The sequence below is a fragment of the Pseudomonas sp. 09C 129 genome (assembly GCF_002843625.1).
Taxonomy (GTDB): Bacteria; Pseudomonadota; Gammaproteobacteria; order Pseudomonadales; family Pseudomonadaceae; genus Aquipseudomonas; species Aquipseudomonas chlororaphis.
Map to the genome: position 1 here is coordinate 604,032 of NZ_CP025261.1, position 21,493 is coordinate 625,524.

Sequence of the window (21,493 nt, forward strand, 5' to 3'; positions counted from 1 at the left end):
GCCGGCGATTATCAGATCAGGCCGGTTTCGTCGTCGTTGATCAGGTGGCTCAGGCCACCCAGCGCCTCACGCGCCTGGGTCCGGTCCATCAGCTTGGCCTGGGCCGCCGGTGGCAGGTCGGTGACGCGGATCACGCCCTTGCTGGTCAGCACCTGAATCAAGTCGTCGAGTACCCGGATCATTTCCAGGTCGCTCTGCTTGAGTTGTTTCAGGCTGACTTCCACCACCTCGTTGGCGAACCACTGCTGGATCTCATTGTGGTCGGCCGCCAGTGTTTCCGTGGCCTCGGCGTAAGGTGTGGCCTCCACGCGAACCAGTTGGCCCTGTGCATCGCGTTGCACGTAGAACATGGGGAATCCCTCTAGATATGGTCCGGCATCATGCTGTCAGCAGCATAGGCCACCGGCGCGCTTTGGTCGCGAGTATGCGACGTGGCGGCACAATCGTCACGGTGGGAAGAACCGGCCACCCAGGACGGGTGGCCGGTCGACCGTGGATCAGCTGTTGTTGTGATCGATCTTGATGGTCGGGTCGCTACCGGCGATCAGCGAGTTGATGTTGGTGTTGGACCAGTTGTTGCCCTCCAGCTTGATCGTCACGTCCGCGTTGGCAATGCCGCCGGCCGCGTTGAGCTTGCCTTCGGAACTGACCTGCAGGGTCGAGGTACCGTCCACTGTGGTGATCTTCAGGAAGTTGTCGATGGTACTGGCGCTCTCGCCCTGCAACAGGTCCCGCAGGTCGATACGGTCGCCTTCGCTGGCCTTGAAGTCCTTGATCACGTCATTGCCGGTGTCGCCGGCCTTCCAGACGAAGGTGTCGGCACCCGAGCCGCCGATCAGGATGTCATTGCCCGCGCCACCGATCAGCGTGTCGTTGCCGGTACCGCCCAACAGGATGTCGTTGCCCTTGCCACCGTCGAGCAGGTCGTTGCCACCCTGGCCGAAGATGATGTCGTTGCCGGCGCCGCCCAGCAGCGTGTCATTGCCGTCATGGGCCCCGGACACATCGAAGTCGGTGTAGTGCTCGGTGATGTACTGGTGCACGTTGCTGGTGGTGACGCTGCTCGCGGCCACGCCGGTCTTCTGCGCCACGAAGGCCTGCATGGCCTGGTAGCCCTCGCCGGCGATGCCGTTGAAGCTCACCAGGTCGCCGAAGATGATGTCGTTGCCGTTGCCGCCGTTGACCGTGTCGGCTCCCGGCATGGTCGCTTCGGTATGGCCGAGGATAGCGTCGGCCAGGTTCGACGGGTCGATATTGGTCTGTGGGGTGCTGTCGGTGTCGTACGGCCGCAGGTCGTTGAGGCTGACGTCGTTGTTCAGGCCGATCGCTTCCACCTGCGACAGGTTGCTCAGCAGGGCGAAGCCGCTGGTGGAGTTGGTGGTGGTGGCGTTGTTGGTGTAGCTGCCCGCGCCGCCCAGGCTGGACAGTTCATAGGTGCCATCGCCCTGGGCATGCAGGGTGCCAGCGTTGTAACTGGACCAGCTGCCCCAGGCCTGCGTCCATACCGTGACGCTGCCGCTGCTGTTGATATCGATCAGGTGCGTGCTGTCCGGTTGCAGCCGGACGGTATCGCCCAGCTGATAGTTGCTGGTAGTGATCACGTTATCGAGCCTGACGCTGCCGTACAGGATCGGGTTGGTCTGCTCGCCGGACTGGTAGTACGTCGGTTTGCCGTCGGTGATGAAGTACGTCAGGTTGGTGGCGTTGGTATTGCTGGTGGCCGCGCTGCTCAGGAAGAAGTTGGCCGTGGTCTTGAACACGTCCTCGTAGTTGGTGCCGCCGCCGGACGCCATGCTGTCCAGAATCGCCTTGAGCTGGGTCAGGGCGTTCGGATCGTTGAGGTTTACCGAAACCTGCTTGTTGACCTGGGTATCGAAGTCCGCCAGGAAGATATTCACGGTGCCCGAGGTGCTGCTGCCCAGGCTGTTTTTCAGGGTGTTGAACACCGTGGTCAGCGAGTTCTTGGCGGCGTTGAGCGAGGTATCGCTCATGCTGCCGGAGCTGTCGACCATGAACGCGATGTTGTAGTTCTTGCCTTGCACCACGTTCAGGCCGGCGACGTCGGCGACCATGATGTCGTTGCCCTCGGTGCCGACGAAGTTGTCGTCGCCCGCCGTGGCGACGCTGGCGCTGTAGGTTGCCGGGTACACCGTGACCGGGATCTGCGCGGTGCTGCTGGCCGAGCCGCCCAGGGACTCGGTGGAGGTCGAGGTCACGGTCAGGTTGAACGAGCCGCTGTAGTGCGACGGCGGGGTAAGGGTCAGCGTACCCAGGTTCCAGCCGGTGACATTGACTTCGCTGACGCTGCCGCCCGCGGTGAAGGTATGACCGGCGCCATCGCTGAGCACCGAACCGGCCGGAATGCCGCCGATCTTCACGCTCAGGCTTTCCGAGCCGTCGGTATCGGTCAGGGCGGTGGTGATCTTCGACAGCTTGACGCTGCCACCTTCGGCACCCTCGTTGAGCTTGTAGCCGTCGTAGTAGCCCTCGCCGTTGCTGCCGTGCAGCTCGGAAAGGGTTACGCCGGCATTGTTCAGCGCGGTTTCGCTCGGGTACATCGGGATGTTGGCGTTGCTCAGGTCGACCGGTGTGCTGCCATTGACTGACAGGTTGACGTCATAGCTGCCCGGGCCGCTCTGGTTGGCGTGGTAGATGTCCAGGGTGTAGTAGCCGCTGGTGGTCGGGGTGAACGAACCGCTGATGCTGCCACCGGCCCCCCAGGTCGCGGTGGCCACGTTCTTGCCGCCGATGGTGATCAGCAGGCTGTCGTCGCCGACACCGCTGAAGCTGTAGGTCTTGCCGGCTTCGAGGTAGATCAGGCCGGAGGTTTTCGAGCCGCTGCCGCCGGCCACGCTGGCGTCGGACTGGGCATTGGTCACCGTCGTGCTGCTGGTCGGGTTGCCGGAGTTGTTGAAGACGTTTTTCAGCGCATCGCCGGTGATGCCGTTGCCGTTGGTGCCCAGGCCGCTGAGGCTGCTCCAGGACTCCTTGAGCAGGCCGATGGAGTTCACGCTGTTGCTCGCCACGCCCAGGGTCGGCGCATCGGCCACCGGAGTGATGTCGATCTTCACGGTGCCGGTGGTACCCAGGGCCTGGCCGTCGGTTGGCTGGAACTTGATCTGCGCGTAGTCGGCCTGCTGGTTGCCCACGCCGCTGCCGTTGTAGCCGTCGACACCCGACTCGTTGGCATCCGGGGTGAAGCGCAGCTTGCCGGCGTCGATATCGGCCTTGCTGAAGGTCTGGTTGCTGGCCACGTCCTTCCAGGTCGAGCCGTCGAGGTACTGCAGCTTGCCGTCGCCCGGCAGCTGGGTGATTTTCACCCCGAGGCTGGCCGCAGGGCTGTCCACGTCGCTGACGCCGAAGGTGGCCCAGGTCAGGGTCAGGGCGGTGTCTTCGGTGCCGGTCACGGCGCCGCCGGTGGCCACTGGCGCGTCGTTCACCGCCACCACGTTGACCGTGGTGGTAGCGACGTTGGAGTAGTTGCTGCCATCGGTCACCGTCACGGTGATGGTCCGCGGCGTGGTGCTCGGGTCCTCACTGTTGTTGGTGAAGGTGATGTTCTTGATCTGCTGCATGTAGTCGGCCAGCGTCGCATTGCCGGACAGGGTCAGGGTGATGGTGCCCGCCTGGCTGTTGGCATTGATGGTGATGCCGTTGACGCTGTTACCCAGGTTCAGCGAGTCGCCCGGCTGACGGTTGGTCAGCACGATGGTGGCGCCGGTCAGCATCGTGCTGTCCGGGTCGGTGATCGACAGGTCGGTATCGCCAATGGACACGCCTGGGCCGCTGGTGCCTTCGGTGAAGGTCACCTTGTAGTCGGCCCCGGTGGCGCCGCTGGAGTTGTTGGCATCCAGGTCGAGGACCGGTGGCGCATCGTTGTCGATGATCGAGGTGGTGACGCTGCCATTGGTGCCGCTGACCACCAGGTTCTCGAAGTTGCCGCCAGTGGCCGAGTCGATCTTGACCACGAAGTTTTCCGTACTCTCGGTGATCTTGTCGTCGAGGGTGGCGACGTTGAAGCTGGCGCTGCTGGAACCCGCCGGGATCTTCACGGTGTACACGCCGGTGAAGTCCGAGCCGTCGGCGGCGGTGCCGCTGTAGCTGATCTTCAGGGTGACCTCGGTTTGCGCCGGGCTGGTCAGGCTGACGGTGTAGGTCGCGGCCTGGCCTTCGGTGACCGAGGTGCTGCCGTTGATGCTCACAGTGGTGGTATTGATGGTGTCGGTGACGCTGGTCACGGCCGGCGTGGTGCTTGGCACCAGGTTCTCGAAGTTGCCGCCGGTGGTGCTGGCGATGCTGGCGCTGACGTTGCCGGCGTCGATGTACACATCGTCGCTCGGCGCGGCCACGGTCACGCTGCCGCTGGTGGCGCCGGCGGCGATGTTGATCACCGCGCCGTTGCTCAGGGTCACGGTCATGGCCGTGCCGGTGGCGTTGGTCAGGGTCGCGGTGTAGACGATCGAACCGCCTTCGGCCACGGTGCTGGTGGCGCTGAGCGACAGGTTGGTGGTGTCCGGGGTGTCGGTCACGGTGGTGCTGACCGGCGTCTTGTCGGCCACCAGGTTCTCGAAGTTGCCGCCGCTGACGGTGCTGATCGAGTTGCTCAGTGGCGTGTGGCCAACCAGGACATCGTTAGGCGCGGTGATGCTCACCGACCCGGTGGTCTGGCCGACCGCGATGGTGATCTTCTCGCCATTGGCCAGGGTCACCACGACCGGGCTGCCGGTGACCGGCGAGGTCACGGTGGCGGTGTAGGTCACGGCGCCGCCTTCGACCGCCGACGGCGTCGCCTTCAGGCTGACGGTCGAGGTGTCGATGGTGTCGGTGACGTTGGTCACAGCCGGTGCAGTGCTAGGTACCAGATTCTCGAAGTTGCCGCCGGTGGCGGTCTGGATGGTGGCTTGCACGGTGCCGGCGTCTTTGTACACATCGTCCGCTGGAGCGGCCACGGTCACGGTGCCAGTGGTGGCGCCGGCGGCGATGTTGATCACCGCGCCGTTGCTCAGGGTCACGGTCACCGGAGTGCCCGCGGCGTTGGTCAGGGTGGCGGTGTAGACGATCGATCCGCCCTCGGCCACGGTGTTGGTGGCGCTGAGGGTCAGGGACGTGGTGTCCGGCGTATCGGTGACCGTGGTGTTGGCCGGATTGCTGTCGACCGCCAGTTTTTCGTAGTTGCCGCCGGTGGCGTTGGTGATGGTGGTGCTCAGGGAGCTGCCACCCGCCAAGGCATCGTTAGGCGCCACGAAATTCACGGTACCGCTGCTGGCGCCGACCGGAATGGTGATGGTCTGGCCATTGGACAGAGTGATCACGACCGGCGAACCGGTTACTGGAGCGGTGACCGACGCGGTGTAAACCACGGTGCCGCCTTCGGCCACATTCGAAGTCGCGGTGAGGCTGACGGTCGAGGTGTCGATGGTGTCGGTGACGTTGGTCACCGCCGGTGCAGTGCTAGGTACCAGATTCTCGAAGTTGCCGCCGGTGGCGGTCTGGATGGTGGCTTGCACGGTGCCGGCGTCTTTGTACACATCGTCCGCTGGAGCGGCCACGGTCACGGTGCCGGTGGTGGCACCGGCGGCGATGTTGATCACCGCGCCGTTGCTCAGGGTCACGGTCACCGGAGTGCCCGCGGCGTTGGTCAGGGTGGCGGTGTAGACGATCGATCCGCCCTCGGCCACGGTGTTGGTGGCGCTGAGGGTCAGGTTGGTGGTGTCCGGGGTATCGGTAACCGAGGTGTCAGCAGGCTTGCTGTCGACATCGAGTTTTTCGTAGTTGCCGCCCGTTGCGCCAGTGATGGCGGTGCTCAGGGAACTGCCGCCGACCAGTGCGTCATTTGGCGCAGTGAAGTTCACGGTGCCGGACGACTCACCCACCGGGATGGTGATGGTCTGGCCGTTGGACAGGGTCACCACAACCGGCGAACCGGTTACTGGAGCGGTCACGGACGCGGTGTAAACCACGGTGCCGCCTTCTGCCACGGACGGAGTAGCGGTCAGCGAAACGGTACTGGTGTCGATGGTATCGGTGACATCAGTCACAGCTGGGGTAGTGCTTGGTACCAGGTTTTCGAAGTTACCGCCGGTGGCGGTCTGGATCGTGGCTTGCACGGTGCCGGCGTCTTTATAGACGTCATCGGCTGGAGCGGCCACGGTCACGGAACCCGTAGTTGCACCGGCGGCAATAGTAATCACCGCGCCGTTGCTCAGAGTGACGGTCACTGGCGTACCAGCGGCATTGGTCAGGGTGGCCGTATAAACGATCGAACCGCCTTCTGCCACGGTATCGGTCGCAGCCAGGCTGAGGGTGGTGGTATCCGGAGTATCGATGACCGAGGTATCAGCCGGCTTGCTGTCGATAGCCAGCTTCTCGTAGTTGCCACCCGTAGCGTCCTTGATGGTGGTGCTCAGAGAGCTGCCGCCGGCCAAGGCATCGTTAGGTGCGACGAAGTTCACAGTACCACTGCTGGCGCCGACCGGAATGGTGATGGTCTGGCCGTTGGAAAGGGTGACGACGACCGGCGAGCCGGTGACCGGAGCAGTCACGGAGGCGGTGTAAACCACGGTGCCGCCTTCGGCGACGCTAGGAGTAGCGGTCAGGCTGACGGTCGAGGTATCGATAGTATCAGTGACGTCAGTCACTGCCGGCGTGGTGCTCGGCACCAGGTTTTCAAAGTTGCCACCGGTGGCGTCCTGAATGGTCGCTTCGACCTTGCCGGCATCCTTGTATACATCGTCAGCAGGCGCTGCGACGGTCACGGAGCCCGTGGTTGCGCCGGCGGCGATGGTGATCACCGCGCCATTGCTCAGGGTCACGGTCACCGGAGTGCCCGCGGCATTGGTCAGGGTAGCGGTGTAAACGATCGAACCACCTTCAGCGACAGTGTCGGTCGCTGTCAGGCTCAGATTGGTGGTGTCAGGGGTGTCGGTAACCGAGGTTTCAGCTGGTTTGCTATCAACGTCGAGTTTTTCGTAGTTGCCACCGGTGGCACCAGTGATGGTGGTGCTCAAGGAGCTACCGCCGGCCAGGGCATCGTTCGGCGCAGTGAAGTTCACGGTGCCGGACGACTCACCCACCGGGATGGTGATGGTCTGGCCGTTGGACAGGGTCACTACAACCGGCGAACCGGTTACTGGAGCGGTCACGGAGGCGGTGTACACCACCACGCCACCTTCAGCCACGGACGGCGTGGCGGTCAGGCTGACAGTTGAGGTATCGATGGTATCGGTGACGTCGGTCACCGCCGGCGTAGTGCTCGGCACCAGGTTTTCGAAGTTGCCGCCAGTGGCGGTCTGGATGGTCACTTCGACCTTGCCGGCATCCTTGTACACATCATCAGCTGGAGCAGCGACGGTGACGGAGCCTGTGGTTGCACCGGCGGCAATGTTGATTACGGCACCGTTCGACAAGGTCACGGTTACCGGCGTGCCGGCTGCATTGGTCAGGGTTGCGGTGTAAACGATCGATCCACCTTCGGCGACGGTGTCAGTCGCCGTCAGGCTCAGAGTAGTAGTGTCCGGGGTGTCGGTCACCGAGGTTTCGGCAGGTTTGCTATCAACGTCCAGCTTCTCGTAATTACCACCGGTAGCTTCCTTGATGGTGGTGCTCAGAGAGCTGCCGCCCGCCAGTGCGTCGTTAGGCGCGACGAAATTCACGGTACCGCTGCTGGCGCCGACCGGGATGGTGATGGTCTGGCCATTCGACAGGGTTACCACGACTGGCGAGCCAGTCACTGGCGCAGTCACGGACGCGGTGTAAACGACAACGCCCCCTTCAGCAACGCTAGGCGTCGCGGTCAGGCTGACGGTCGAGGTATCGATGGTGTCAGTGACATCAGTCACGGCCGGGGCAGTGCTCGGAACGAGGTTCTCGAAGTTGCCGCCAGCGGCGTCCTTGATGGTGACTTCAACCTTGCCCGCATCCTTGTACACATCGTCAGCAGGCGCTGCGACGGTCACGGAACCAGTAGTGGCGCCGGCAGCGATAGTAATCACCGCGCCGTTCGACAGGGTTACGGTCACCGGAGTACCGGCAGCGTTAGTCAGGGTAGCGGTGTAAACGATCGAACCACCCTCGGCCACGGTATCTGTGGCGCTGAGGGTCAGGTTGGTAGTGTCCGGGGTATCGGTAACCGAGGTGTCAGCAGGCTTGCCGTCAACGTCCAGCTTCTCGTAGTTGCCGCCAGTAGCGCCGGTGATGGTGGTGCTCAGAGAGCTGCCGCCAGCCAGGGCATCGTTTGGTGCCGTGAAGTTCACGGTAGCGGACGATTCACCCACCGGAATGGTGATGGTCTGGCCGTTGGACAGAGTGACCACAACTGGCGAGCCAGTAACCGGCGCGGTTACGGAGGCGGTGTAAACGACAACTCCACCTTCAGCAACGCTAGGCGTCGCGGTCAGGCTGACGGTCGACGTATCGATGGTGTCGGTGACGTCAGTCACAGCCGGAGTAGTGCTTGGCACCAGGTTCTCGAAATTACCGCCAGCGGCGTCCTTGATGGTGACTTCAACCTTGCCAGCGTCTTTATAGACGTCATCGGCCGGTGCGGCCACGGTCACGGAGCCCGTGGTTGCGCCGGCGGCGATGGTGATCACCGCGCCGTTGCTCAGGGTCACGGTCACCGGAGTGCCCGCGGCATTGGTCAGGGTAGCGGTGTAAACGATCGAACCCCCTTCAGCGACAGTGTCAGTCGCTGTCAGGCTCAGATTGGTGGTGTCAGGGGTGTCGGTAACCGAGGTTTCAGCTGGTTTGCTATCAACGTCGAGTTTTTCGTAGTTGCCACCGGTGGCACCGGTGATGGTGGTGCTCAGAGAGCTGCCACCGGCCAGGGCGTCGTTTGGTGCGGTGAAGTTCACGGTGCCGGAAGACTCACCCACTGGAATAGTGATGGTCTGTCCATTGGACAAGGTCACCACAACAGGCGAGTCAGTCACTGGAGCGGTGACCGACGCGGTGTAAACCACGGTGCCACCCTCGGCGACGCTAGGAGTGGCAGTCAGGCTGACGGTCGACGTATCGATGGTGTCGGTGACGTCAGTAACGGCTGGGGTGGTGCTCGGCACCAGGTTCTCGAAGTTGCCGCCTGCAGCATCTTTGATGCTGACTTCGACCTTGCCGGCGTCCTTGTAGACGTCATCGGCCGGTGCGGCCACGGTCACGGAGCCCGTGGTTGCGCCGGCGGCGATGGTGATCACCGCACCGTTGCTCAAGGTCACGGTCACAGGCGTGCCGGCCGCATTGGTCAGAGTCGCGGTGTAAACGATCGAACCACCCTCGGCCACGGTATCTGTGGCGCTGAGGGTCAGGTTGGTAGTGTCCGGGGTATCGGTCACCGAGGTCTCGGCAGGCTTACCGTCGACGTCCAGCTTCTCGTAGTTGCCACCGGTGGCACCGGTGATGGTAGTGCTCAGGGAGCTACCGCCCGCCAGGGCGTCGTTTGGTGCGGTGAAGTTCACGGTGCCCGACGACTCGCCGACCGGAATGGTGATGGTCTGGCCATTCGACAGGGTTACCACTACCGGCGAACCGGTCACTGGGGCGGTCACGGACGCGGTGTAAACCACGGTGCCGCCTTCTGCCACGGACGGAGTAGCAGTCAGCGAAACGGTACTGGTGTCGATGGTATCGGTGACATCAGTCACAGCTGGGGTAGTGCTTGGTACCAGGTTTTCGAAGTTACCGCCTGCAGCATCCTTGATGCTGACTTCGACTTTACCGGCATCTTTGTAGACGTCATCGGCTGGAGCCGCGACGGTCACAGAGCCCATGGTCGCACCGGCTGCGATGGTGATGATTGCACCGTTCGACAGAGTCACGGTTACCGGCGTGCCGGCGGCATTGGTCAAGGTGGCCGTATAAACGATCGAACCACCTTCGGCGACGGTATCAGTCGCTGTCAGGCTCAGAGTGGTGGTGTCCGGGGTATCGGTAACCGAGGTGTCCGCTGGCTTGCTATCAACATCCAGCTTCTCGTAGTTGCCGCCGGTAGCGCCGGTGATGGTGGTGCTCAGGGAGCTACCGCCCGCCAGGGCATCGTTTGGAGCGGTGAAGTTCACGGTGCCGGACGATTCACCTACAGGAATAGTGATGGTCTGGCCGTTGGACAAAGTGACGACTACAGGCGAACCAGTAACCGGCGCGGTCACGGAGGCGGTGTAAACGACAATGCCACCTTCAGCAACAGACGGAGTAGCGGTCAGCGAAACGGTGCTGGTGTCGATAGTGTCGGTGACATCGGTCACCGCCGGAGTGGTGCTTGGCACCAGGTTCTCGAAATTACCGCCAGCGGTCTCTTTGATACTGACTTCGACTTTGCCCGCATCCTTGTACACATCATCAGCTGGAGCCGCGACGGTGACGGAGCCAGTGGTGGCGCCGGCAGCAATGGTGATTACTGCGCCGTTCGACAGGGTCACGGTCACCGGAGTGCCAGCGGCATTGGTCAGGGTCGCGGTGTAAACGATCGAACCGCCTTCAGCCACAGTGTCTGTCGCGCTGAGGGTCAGATTGGTGGTATCTGGGGTATCGGTCACCGAGGTGTCAGCTGGTTTGCTATCCACATCGAGTTTTTCATAATTACCGCCCGTTGCGCCGGTGATGGTGGTGCTCAAAGAGCTGCCGCCAGCCAGGGCGTCGTTCGGGGCGACGAAGTTTACGGTGCCGGAGGACTCGCCCACAGGAATGGTAATGGTCTGGCCATTCGACAGAGTGACAACGACAGGCGAACCAGTGACCGGAGCCGTTACGGAGGCGGTGTAAACCACGATGCCGCCTTCAGCAACGCTAGGCGTAGCGGTCAGGCTGACGGTCGACGTATCGATGGTGTCAGTCACGTCGGTGACCGCAGGCGTGGTGCTCGGAACAAGGTTCTCGAAGTTGCCGCCAGCGGCGTCCTTGATGGTGACTTCAACCTTGCCAGCGTCCTTATACACATCGTCAGCAGGGGCGGCGACGGTCACAGAGCCGGTGGTCGCACCGGCAGCGATAGTGATCACCGCACCGTTGCTCAAGGTCACAGTCACAGGTGTGCCTGCGGCGTTGGTCAGGGTGGCCGTATAAACGATCGAACCACCCTCGGCGACGGTGTCGGTCGCAGTCAGGCTGAGGGTAGTGGTATCCGGAGTATCGGTAACCGAGGTGTCGGCAGGTTTGCTGTCGACATCGAGCTTCTCGTAGTTGCCACCCGTTGCACCGGTGATCGTGGTGCTCAGGGAACTACCGCCTGCCAGGGCATCGTTTGGCGCGGTGAAGTTCACGGTGCCGGACGATTCGCCTACAGGGATGGTGATGGTCTGGCCGTTGGACAGAGTGACCACGACCGGAGAGCCGGTTACTGGAGCGGTCACGGAGGCGGTATAAACCACGGTGCCGCCTTCTGCCACAGATGGAGTGGCTGTCAGCGAAACAGTGCTGGTGTCGATGGTGTCAGTGACATCGGTGACCGCTGGGGTGGTGCTCGGCACCAGGCTCTCGAAGTTGCCGCCAGCAGTCTCTTTGATGCTGACTTCGACTTTACCGGCATCTTTGTAAACGTCATCCGCAGGGGCGGCGGCGGTCACAGAGCCGGTGGTCGCACCGGCAGCGATAGTGATCACCGCACCGTTGCTCAAGGTCACGGTTACCGGCGTGCCGGCCGCATTGGTCAGCGTCGCGGTGTAAACGATCGAACCGCCTTCAGCGACGGTGTCGGTGGCGCTGAGGGTCAGGTTGGTAGTGTCCGGGGTATCGGTAACCGAAGTCTCGGCAGGCTTGCCGTCAACGTCCAGCTTCTCGTAGTTACCGCCCGTTGCACCGGTAATGGTCGCGCTCAGGGAACTGCCGCCCGCGATGGCATCGTTAGGTGCCGTGATATTGACGGTGCCGGAGGACTCGCCGACCGGAATGGTGATGGTCTGGCCGTTGGACAGGGTCACCACGACTGGCGAACCGGTCACTGGGGCGGTCACGGACGCGGTGTAAACCACGGTGCCGCCTTCAGCCACAGACGGCGTAGCGGTCAGTGAAACAGTGCTGGTGTCGATGGTGTCAGTGACATCGGTGACCGCTGGGATGGTGCTCGGAACCAGGTTCTCGAAGTTGCCGCCTGCAGCATCTTTGATGCTGACTTCGACTTTGCCGGCGTCCTTGTAGACGTCATCGGCCGGTGCGGCCACGGTCACGGAGCCCGTGGTTGCGCCGGCGGCGATGGTGATCACCGCGCCGTTGCTCAAGGTCACGGTTACAGGCGTGCCGGCCGCATTGGTCAGAGTCGCGGTGTAAACGATCGAACCACCCTCGGCCACGGTATCTGTGGCGCTGAGGGTCAGGTTGGTAGTGTCCGGGGTATCGGTCACCGAGGTCTCGGCAGGCTTACCGTCGACGTCCAGCTTCTCGTAGTTGCCACCGGTGGCACCGGTGATGGTAGTGCTCAGGGAGCTACCGCCCGCCAGGGCGTCGTTTGGTGCGGTGAAGTTCACGGTGCCCGACGACTCGCCGACCGGAATGGTGATGGTCTGGCCATTCGACAGGGTTACCACTACCGGCGAACCGGTCACTGGGGCGGTCACGGACGCGGTGTAAACCACGGTGCCGCCTTCGGCTACGGACGGAGTAGCAGTCAGCGAAACGGTACTGGTGTCGATGGTATCGGTGACATCAGTCACAGCTGGGGTAGTGCTCGGAACCAGGTTCTCGAAGTTGCCGCCAGTAGTTTCTTTGATACTGACTTCAACCTTGCCAGCGTCCTTATACACATCGTCAGCAGGTGCTGCGACGGTGACGGAACCGGTAGTAGCACCGGCAGCGATAGTAATCACGGCACCGTTGCTCAAGGTCACAGTCACAGGTGTGCCCGCGGCGTTGGTCAAGGTGGCCGTATAAACGATCGAACCGCCTTCAGCAACAGTGTCGGTCGCAGTCAGGCTGAGGGTAGTGGTATCCGGAGTATCGGTAACCGAGGTGTCGGCAGGTTTGCTGTCGACATCGAGTTTTTCATAGTTCCCGCCGGTAGCGCCGGTGATGGTGGTGCTCAGGGAGCTACCGCCGGCCAGGGCATCGTTTGGTGCCGTGAAGTTCACGGTGCCGGACGATTCGCCGACCGGGATGGTGATGGTTTGTCCGTTGGACAGGGTTACGACTACTGGCGAGCCGGTCACTGGAGCCGTTACGGAAGCGGTGTAAACGACAGCTCCACCTTCAGCAACGCTAGGCGTCGCGGTCAGGCTGACGGTCGAGGTATCGATGGTGTCAGTGATATCAGTCACGGCCGGGGTAGTGCTCGGAACCAGGTTCTCGAAATTACCGCCAGTAGTTTCTTTGATACTGACTTCAACCTTGCCAGCATCCTTGTACACATCGTCAGCAGGCGCTGCGACGGTGACGGAACCAGTAGTAGCGCCGGCAGCGATAGTAATCACCGCGCCGTTCGACAGGGTTACGGTCACCGGAGTACCGGCAGCGTTAGTCAGGGTAGCGGTGTAAACGATCGAACCGCCTTCAGCGACGGTGTCAGTCGCTGTCAGGCTCAGGTTGGTGGTATCCGGAGTATCAGTAACCGAGGTCTCGGCAGGCTTGCCGTCGACATCCAACTTCTCGTAGTTGCCACCGGTGGCGCCAGTGATGGTCGCGCTCAGGGAGCTGCCGCCGGCCAGGGCATCGTTCGGTGCCGTGATATTGACGGTACCGGAGGATTCACCCACTGGAATGGTGATGGTCTGGCCGTTGGACAGGGTCACCACAACAGGCGAACCAGTCACTGGGGCGGTCACGGAGGCGGTGTAAACCACGGTGCCGCCTTCGGCCACGGACGGCGTCGCGGTCAGCGAAACAGTAGAGGTGTCGATGGTGTCGGTGATGTCCGTCACCGCCGGCGTGGTGCTTGGCACCAGGTTTTCGAAGTTGCCGCCAGTGGCGTCCTGGATAGTCGCTTCGACCTTGCCGGCGTCCTTGTAGACGTCGTCGGCGGGCGCGGCAACGCTCACCGAACCCGTAGTTGCACCGGCGGCAATAGTAATCACGGCGCCGTTGCTCAGGGTCACGGTGACCGGCGTGCCGGCCGGGTTGGTCAGGGTGGCGGTGTAGACGATCGAGCCGCCTTCGGCGACCGAACCACTGGCCGACAGGTTCAGGCCGGTGTCGTCCACGGAGTCGGTGATGGTGGTTTGCGCCGGCGTGGTGTCGGGCGTCAGTTGTTCGAAGTTGCCACCGGTGGCGCCGGTAATGCTGGTGCTGACTGTGCTGCCGTTGTTGTAGACGTCATTGGCCGGGGTATCGACCACCACGGTGCCGACGGTTTTGCCGGCCTCGATCACGATGGTCGAGCCATTGGACAGGGTCACGGTAACCGGGGTTTGCGCCGGGTTGGTCAGGGTCGCGGTGTAGGTGATCTGGCCACCTTCGACGACGGTGCCGGTGGAGGTCAGGCTCAGGCCGGTGTTGTCCACCGAATCGGTCACGGTGGTCTGTGCCGGCGTGGTGCTCGGCACCAGGTTCTCGAAGTTGCCGCCGGTGGCCCCGGTAATGCTGGTGCTGACCGTGCTGCCGTTGTTGTAGACGTCGTTGGCCGGGGTATCGACCACCACGGTGCCGGTGGTTTTACCGGCGTCGATGGTGATGGTCGAACCGTTGGACAGGGTCACGGTGACCGGCGTCTGCGCGGGGTTGGTCAGGGTCGCGGTGTAGGTGATCTGGGCACCCTCCACCACGCTGCCGGTGGCCGACAGGGTCAGGCCGGTGGCATCCGGCGAGTCGGTGATGGTGGTCACCGCCGGCGTGGTGCTTGGCACCAGGTTCTCGAAGTTGCCGCCAGTGGTGCCGGTAATGCTGGTGCTGACCGTGCTGCCGTTGTTGTAGACGTCATTGGCCGGGGTATCGACCACCACGGTGCCGACGGTCCGGCCGGCGTCGATGGTGATGATCGAGCCGTTGGACAGGGTCACGGTGACCGGCGTCTGTGCCGGGTTGGTCAGGGTCGCGGTGTAGGTGATCTGGCCGCCTTCGACGACGGTGCCGTTGGCGGTCAGGGTCAGGCCGGTGGTGTCCGGCGAGTCGGTGATGGTGGTCACCGCCGGCGTCGGGTTCGGCACCAGGTTCTCGAAGTTGCCGCCGGTAGTCCCGGTAATGCTGGTGCTGACGGTGCTGCCATTGTTGTAGACGTCGTTCGGCGGGGTGTCGACCACTACGGTGCCGACAGTCTGGCCGGCGTCGATGGTGATGGTCGAGCCATTGGACAGGGTCACGGTGACCGGGGTCTGCGCCGGGTTGGTCAGGGTCGCGGTGTAGGTGATCTGGCCACCCTCGGTCACGCTGGAGCCCGCGGTCAGGGTCACGGTGGTGGTGTCCACGGTGTCCGTGACCTGGGTGACGGCTGGCGTCGGGTCTACGGTCACGACCAGGCCTCCGCCGCCGGTGGTGCCGGTGACGCCCACGCTGATCTCTTTCGGGTCGTTGTAGACGGTGTCGTTCGGTGCCAGCGGCACGTTGACGGTGCCGGTCAGTTGCCCGGCCGGAATCACGATCACCGAACCGTTGGACAGGGTGATGGTCAGGCCCGTCAGCGGTGCCTGGGTCAGCGTGGCGGTGTACACCAGTACGCCGCCGGCTTCGGTAATGGTCGGGGTTGCGCTCAGGCTCAGGGTCGAGTCGCGCAGGATCTCGGTGGTAGTGCTGCTGTCATTGGTGGTCAGCGCACCGGTGGTGTCTTGCGCCGCGGTGCCCGCCGCGCCGAGGCCCACGGTCGGGAAGCCGATGGTCGGGTCGACTCGGCCTGCCGTGGCGTCGAGCATCACGAAGCTGTGGCCGCCGCCCGCAGCGCCGCCGGTACCCGCGGCGGTCGGGCCGGCCGCGGTGGCTTCCAGCTCGGTAGTCGGGTCCGCGCCGGCGACGATTGCCTGCTGCAGCTCAGCGACTGACGGCGCAGCTTGCTCGGCGGCCTCGGCCAGGTCGGTGCTGGAGTCCGGAGCACTGCCGCTCCATTGCGTTTCGCGACCCAGGTCCAGGGTCCGGCCATCGGCCAGTTCCAGGCTGACGGCGCCCGCCAGGCCGGTATCGACCTGGTCGCCTACGTACAGGCGATCACCCTCAACGAGTACGCGGCGAACCCCTTCCGGGGATACGACGAAAACTTGGCCAACAATGCTTTTGACGGTAGCAACAACACTGCTCATTGAGGATTCTCCGGGGGGTACCGTTCAGTAGACTTCCATGTTCCTGACGGGCATACGCCGACGCAGTCTGGACGTTCTTCAGAGTGTAGAAACACGTGATTTTGACGCGAATATTTGTCAATAAATTGGCTATATTTTTTTGCTATTAACCATATGCCAAACTATTGACCTTCTGAGTGTCATCCTAAACAATCGTCAAGGTAATGTCACATTGATATTCATGCGGCGACCTGTCTAAAAGTGTGTGACCCAGTTCATGGTTTGAACTTTCCGATATACGGTCATTCCGGTTGCCATCATCCGATGCAGCGCCTCGTTTTGCTGTGATTTGGGACAAGAAGTCCTGGGAACCCCTCTATGCGTCCGCAGTTGTTCAAAGCCTTACCCTTCGTACTCGCCGCCAGTTTCGCCCAAGCACAAACCCTGCCCGAAGCCATGCAGAAAGCGCTGGATGTCCATCCGGAAATCCAGGCCGCGGTGAATAGCCGCCTGGCAGCCGATTACCAGCTCAAAGCGGCCAAGGGCGGCTATTTGCCGCGGGTCGATTTGCTGGGCGGTTATGGTCGTGAAGGCACCGACAGCCCGACCACCCGTGCAGGATCGAGCAATCACTGGGAGACGCTGAACCGTAGCGAGTCAAGTTTACGTCTCCAGCAAATGGTTTTTGACGGTTTTGCCACCTCCAGCGAGGTGGGGCGTCAACAAGCCACCGTCAATTCCCGGGCGTACTCGTTGCTGGGCACTTCCGAGCGCACCGCGCTGACCGTGGCCCAGGTGTACCTGGATGTGCTGACCCGGCGCGAGTTCGTGCGCCTGGCCGAAGACAACATGCGCAATCACGAGCGCATCTACGATCAGATCCAGCTGCGCACCCAGCGCGGCGTCGGCAGCCGCGCCGACCTCGACCAGGCGGAAGCGCGCATGGCCCAGGCGCGCAACAACCTGATCACCGAACAGACCAACCTGGCCGATGCCCAGACCAACTACCTCAGCGCCGTCGGCCAGATGCCGGATCAGCTGGAGCGCCCGGTCGGCTTCATGGCCCTGCTGCCGGCCAGCCTCGACGAAGCCCAGCGCCAGATGCTGGAAAACAGCCCGATCCTGCGCTCGGCCGAATCCGACATCGTCGCCGCCGAGAAGCAGTACGAAGCCGCCAAGTCGACCTTCTACCCGCGCTTCGATGCCGAGCTTGGGCGTACTGCCGACAACAACCTGGACGGCATCGACGGCCACAACAACGAATGGCAGGCCATGCTGCGTATGCGCTTCAACCTGTTCGCCGGCGGCAGCAACAAGGCCGACTTGGAATCCAAGGCCTATCAGTCCACCCAGGCGCTGGATATTCGTAACAACGCCCTGCGTGTTCTGAATGAAGAGCTAGGCTTGGCGTGGAACGCCTTGAACAACGCCAATGCGCAAGTGCCGATCGCCCAGCAATATGTCGATCGCAGCGCCAGCGTGCGTGAGGCGTATCAGAAGCAATTCAGTTTGGGCGAGCGCACTTTGCTCGACTTGCTCGATAGCGAGAATGAACTGTTCACCGCCTCGCGTCGTTTGGCGGAAATCAAGAACATTCAGTTATTTACTCAATATCGAATCAAGGCGACCATGGGCGAATTGCTCAAGAGCCAGGGAGTGGTCGCACCCATGGCTTCCGTCGTGCAGAACGATGTGAAGCCCAAGGTCCAACTGCCTGGGATGAATTGAGTACTTTTCATCCAATAGACAGTTAAAGAGTGCCGAGCGTGGAATCAGAAGTCAGTCGAGTGCAACTTAGCCATGATCCACGCGGCATGCATGACGACCCGCTGCTGGATGCCCTGCTAACCCTGTGCTCCTTGCATCAGAAGCCGGCCAGCGCGGCCATGCTGACCACCGGCCTGCCTTTACCCTCCCAGCGCCTGAGCGCCGAGTTGCTGCCGCGCGCCGCCGCTCGCGCCGGCCTGCAGGGGCGTTTGCTGCGGCGCAAGCTGGAGCAGATTCCTGCCATCGCCATGCCGGCCATGCTCTTGCTCAAGGACGGCCGCAGCGCCGTCCTGCTCGGCTGGCAGGGCGAGGACAAGGCCCGCCTGCTGCTCAGCGAGAGCGACGGCGGCGAGGTCAGCGTCAGTCGCCAGATGCTGGCCGACGACTACAGCGGGCAAGTGTTCTTCGCCCAGCCCCAACACAAATTCGACGTCAACCACGGCTCGCTGATTCCTCGCGCCCGCTCCTGGTTCCGCGACACCTTGAAGCGTTCGCGCTGGCTGTACGCCGACGCCATCGCCGCCAGCCTGCTGATCAACGTCATTGCCATGGCCGCGCCGCTGTTCGTGATGAACGTCTACGACCGCGTGGTCCCCAACCAGGCCGCCGCCACCCTGTGGGTGCTGGCCATCGGCATCACTGGCGCCTACCTGTTCGACCTGATTCTCAAGAGTCTGCGCAGCCTGTGCCTGGACCTGGCCGGCAAGAAGACCGACCTGATCATCTCGGCCACGCTGTTCGAGCGCATCGTCGGCATGGCCATGAAGTACCGGCCGGCGCGGGTCGGCAGCTTTGCCCAGAACATCCACGAGTTCCAGAGCCTGCGCGACTTCCTCGCCTCGCTGACCCTAACCAGCCTGATCGACCTGCCGTTCACCCTGCTGATCTTCCTGGTGATCGCGATCCTCGGCGGGCACCTGGTGTGGATTCCGGTGCTGGCCTTCCCGATTGCCCTGGGCATCGGCTATGCCCTGCAGAAACCGCTGATCGCCACCATGGAAAAAACCATGGCCTTGGGCGCCGAGCGCCAGTCGAGCCTGATCGAGACCCTGGCCGGGCTGGACGCGGTGAAGGTCAACAACGCTGAAAGCGAACGCCAGTACCAGTGGGAACAGACCATTGGCACCCTGGGCCGTCTCGAGCTGCGGGTGAAGATGCTCTCCAGCCTGGCGATGAACATCACCCTGCTGATCCAGCAGCTGGCCGGGGTGATCATGATCGTCTTCGGCGTGTACCAGATCATCGACGGCAACCTGAGCATGGGCGGGCTGATCGCCTGCTACATGCTCAGCGGCCGCGCCCTCAGCCCGCTGGCCTCGTTGTCCGGCCTGCTGACCCGCTACCAGCAGGCGCGGGTGACCATGACCTCGGTCGACCAGATGATGGAGCTGCCCCAGGAGCGCAACTTCGACGAGCGCCCCCTGAGCCGCAACGTGCTGCAGGGCGCCATCGAATGCCGGCAGCTGAATTTCACCTACCCGGGGCAGCAGAACCCGGCGTTGAAGAACATCAACCTGGTGGTCAAGCCGGGCGAGAAGATCGGCATCATCGGCCGCAGCGGCTCGGGCAAGAGCTCCCTGGCCAAGCTGCTGGTGGGCCTGTATGCCCCGGACTCCGGCGCCTTGCTGGTGGACGGCGTGGACATCCGGCAGATCGACGTCAGCGAATTGCGCCACAACATCGGTTATGTGGCCCAGGACATCCAGCTGCTGGCCGGCACCCTGCGTGACAACCTGACCTCCGGCGCCCGTTACGTCGAAGACGAACTGGTGCTGCAGGCCGCCGAACTGGCCGGCGTCCACGAGTTCGCCCGCTTGCACCCGCAGGGTTACGAACTGCAGGTCGGCGAGCGCGGGCAGAACCTCTCCGGCGGCCAACGGCAGAACGTCGCCCTGGCCCGGGCCCTGCTGCTCAACCCGCCGATCCTGCTGCTCGACGAACCGACCAGCGCCATGGACAACACGGGTGAAGAACGCTTGAAACAACGCCTGCAAGCCGTGGTGGAAGCCAAGACCGTGGTGCTGGTCACCCACCGTGCCTCGCTGCTGTCGCTGGTGGATCGCCTGCTGGTGATCGACCGCGGGCAGATCCTCGCCGACGGGCCGAAAGCAGTCGTGATGGAAGCGTTGAAGAAGGGGCAGATCAGTGTTGCTTAAATCCGGTTTCAAAGACTCGATCCTGCGCTACTTCAAAGGCACCGAATCGCTGCACGACCAACCCCTGCCCGAGGTCAACAAGGCGCTGATCGAGGATGCGCCGCGGGTTATCCGCCTGACCATCTGGGGCATCATCGGCTTCTTCCTGTTCCTGCTGCTGTGGGCCAACTTCGCGGTGATCGACGAAGTGACCAAGGGCGAGGGCAAGGCGATCCCGTCGTCCAAGGTGCAGAAAATCCAGAACCTGGAAGGCGGTATCGTCTCCGAACTGTTCGTCAAGGAAGGGCAGATCGTCGAAGCCGGCGCCCCGCTGATCCGCCTGGACGACACGCGCTTCAAGTCCAACGTCGGCGAGACCGAGGCCGATCGCCTGTCGATGCTGCTGCGGGTCGAGCGCCTGAGCGCGGAGATCGACAACCGCGAACTGAATTTCCCGGCCGATGCCATGGCCGCCGTGCCTGGCCAGGCGGCCAGCGAAAAGTCGCTGTATGAAAGCCGTCGCCAGCAGTTGCACGACGAAGTCGGCGGCCTGCAGGAACAACTGATCCAGAAGCAGCAGGAACTGCGCGAGTTCACCTCCAAGCAGGCGCAGTACCGCCAGCAACTGAGCCTGCAGCGCCAGGAAATCGCCATGTCCGAGCCGCTGGTGGCCCAGGGCGCGGTGTCGCCGGTGGAAGTGCTGCGGCTCAAGCGCGCCGAAGTCGAGACCCGTGGGCAACTGGACGCCACCACCCTGGCGATTCCCCGTGCCGAATCGGCGATCAAGGAAGTCCAGCGCAAGGTCGACGAAACCCGCGGCAAGTTCCGCAGCGAAGCCCTGACCCAGCTCAACGAGGCGCGCACCGAACTGAACAAGGCCAGCGCCACCGGCAAGGCTCTGGAAGACCGGGTCAGCCGGACCCTGGTCACCTCGCCGGTGCGCGGCATCGTCAAGCAACTGATGGTCAACACCATCGGCGGCGTGATCCAGCCGGGCAGCGACATGGTGGAGATCGTGCCGCTGGACGACACCCTGCTGGTGGAAGCGAAGATCCGTCCGCAGGACATCGCCTTCCTGCACCCGGGGCAGGAAGCGGTGGTCAAGTTCACCGCCTATGACTACACCATCTACGGCGGCCTGAAGGCCAAGCTGGAACAGATCGGCGCCGACACCATCACCGACGAAGACAAGAAGACCACCTACTACGTGATCAAGCTGCGCACCGACCGCAGCCACCTGGGCACCGATGAAAAGCCCTTGCTGATCATCCCCGGCATGGTCGCCTCGGTGGACATCATCACCGGCAAGAAGAGCGTGCTCAGCTACCTGCTCAAGCCGATCATCCGCGCCCGTGCCGAGGCGCTGCACGAGCGTTGAGCCATTTGTAGCCGCTGCCGCCAGGCTGCGATAAGGCCCGAAGGGCCTTCAGCGATATTGAAATCGTCACGTCCCCTTCGGGGCCGATCGCAGCC

The 21,493-nt window shown here is 62.9% G+C and carries 5 protein-coding genes; 3 read left to right on the forward strand and 2 right to left on the reverse strand.

The features are described 5' to 3' along the window. Positions 1-11 precede the first annotated feature (11 nt). The gene (locus CXQ81_RS02915; RefSeq protein ID WP_007927325.1) at positions 12-350 is read right to left on the reverse strand and encodes a hypothetical protein; all 339 of its coding nucleotides are present in this window, start codon (positions 348-350) and stop codon (positions 12-14) included. Positions 351-497: 147 nt separating this feature from the next. After that, positions 498-16,139, reverse strand: a complete 15,642-nt coding sequence (locus CXQ81_RS02920) for a LapA family giant adhesin (protein ID WP_101336417.1) — start codon at positions 16,137-16,139, stop codon at positions 498-500. A 357-nt stretch (positions 16,140-16,496) separates the two neighbouring features. On the opposite strand from CXQ81_RS02920, the gene CXQ81_RS02925 reads away from it, so the two are divergent. The 3 genes from CXQ81_RS02925 to CXQ81_RS02935 are packed head-to-tail and all read left to right on the forward strand — an operon-like array spanning position 16,497 to position 21,398. Continuing rightward, complete coding sequence (locus CXQ81_RS02925) at positions 16,497-17,846, forward strand: TolC family outer membrane protein (RefSeq protein WP_007928660.1); 1,350 nt, start codon at positions 16,497-16,499, stop codon at positions 17,844-17,846. A 38-nt stretch (positions 17,847-17,884) separates the two neighbouring features. Continuing rightward, positions 17,885-20,041 (forward strand): type I secretion system permease/ATPase, encoded by a 2,157-nt coding sequence (locus CXQ81_RS02930; protein ID WP_037035296.1) that lies wholly within the window; start codon positions 17,885-17,887, stop codon positions 20,039-20,041. After that, positions 20,031-21,398 carry an HlyD family type I secretion periplasmic adaptor subunit gene (locus tag CXQ81_RS02935; RefSeq protein ID WP_007928658.1) on the forward strand — a complete coding sequence of 456 codons (1,368 nt, stop codon included), beginning with the start codon at positions 20,031-20,033 and terminating at the stop codon, positions 21,396-21,398. The genes CXQ81_RS02930 and CXQ81_RS02935 overlap by 11 nt, the downstream gene beginning before the upstream one ends. Positions 21,399-21,493 lie beyond the last annotated feature (95 nt).

Excerpts from the sequence above, each read along its gene's own strand:
- CXQ81_RS02925 (WP_007928660.1), top strand. The coding sequence starts at position 16,497 with ATGCGTCCGCAGTTGTTCAAAGCCTTACCCTTCGTACTCGCCGCCAGT.
- CXQ81_RS02915 (WP_007927325.1), bottom strand. The coding sequence starts at position 350 with ATGTTCTACGTGCAACGCGATGCACAGGGCCAACTGGTTCGCGTGGAG.
- CXQ81_RS02920 (WP_101336417.1), bottom strand. The coding sequence starts at position 16,139 with ATGAGCAGTGTTGTTGCTACCGTCAAAAGCATTGTTGGCCAAGTTTTC.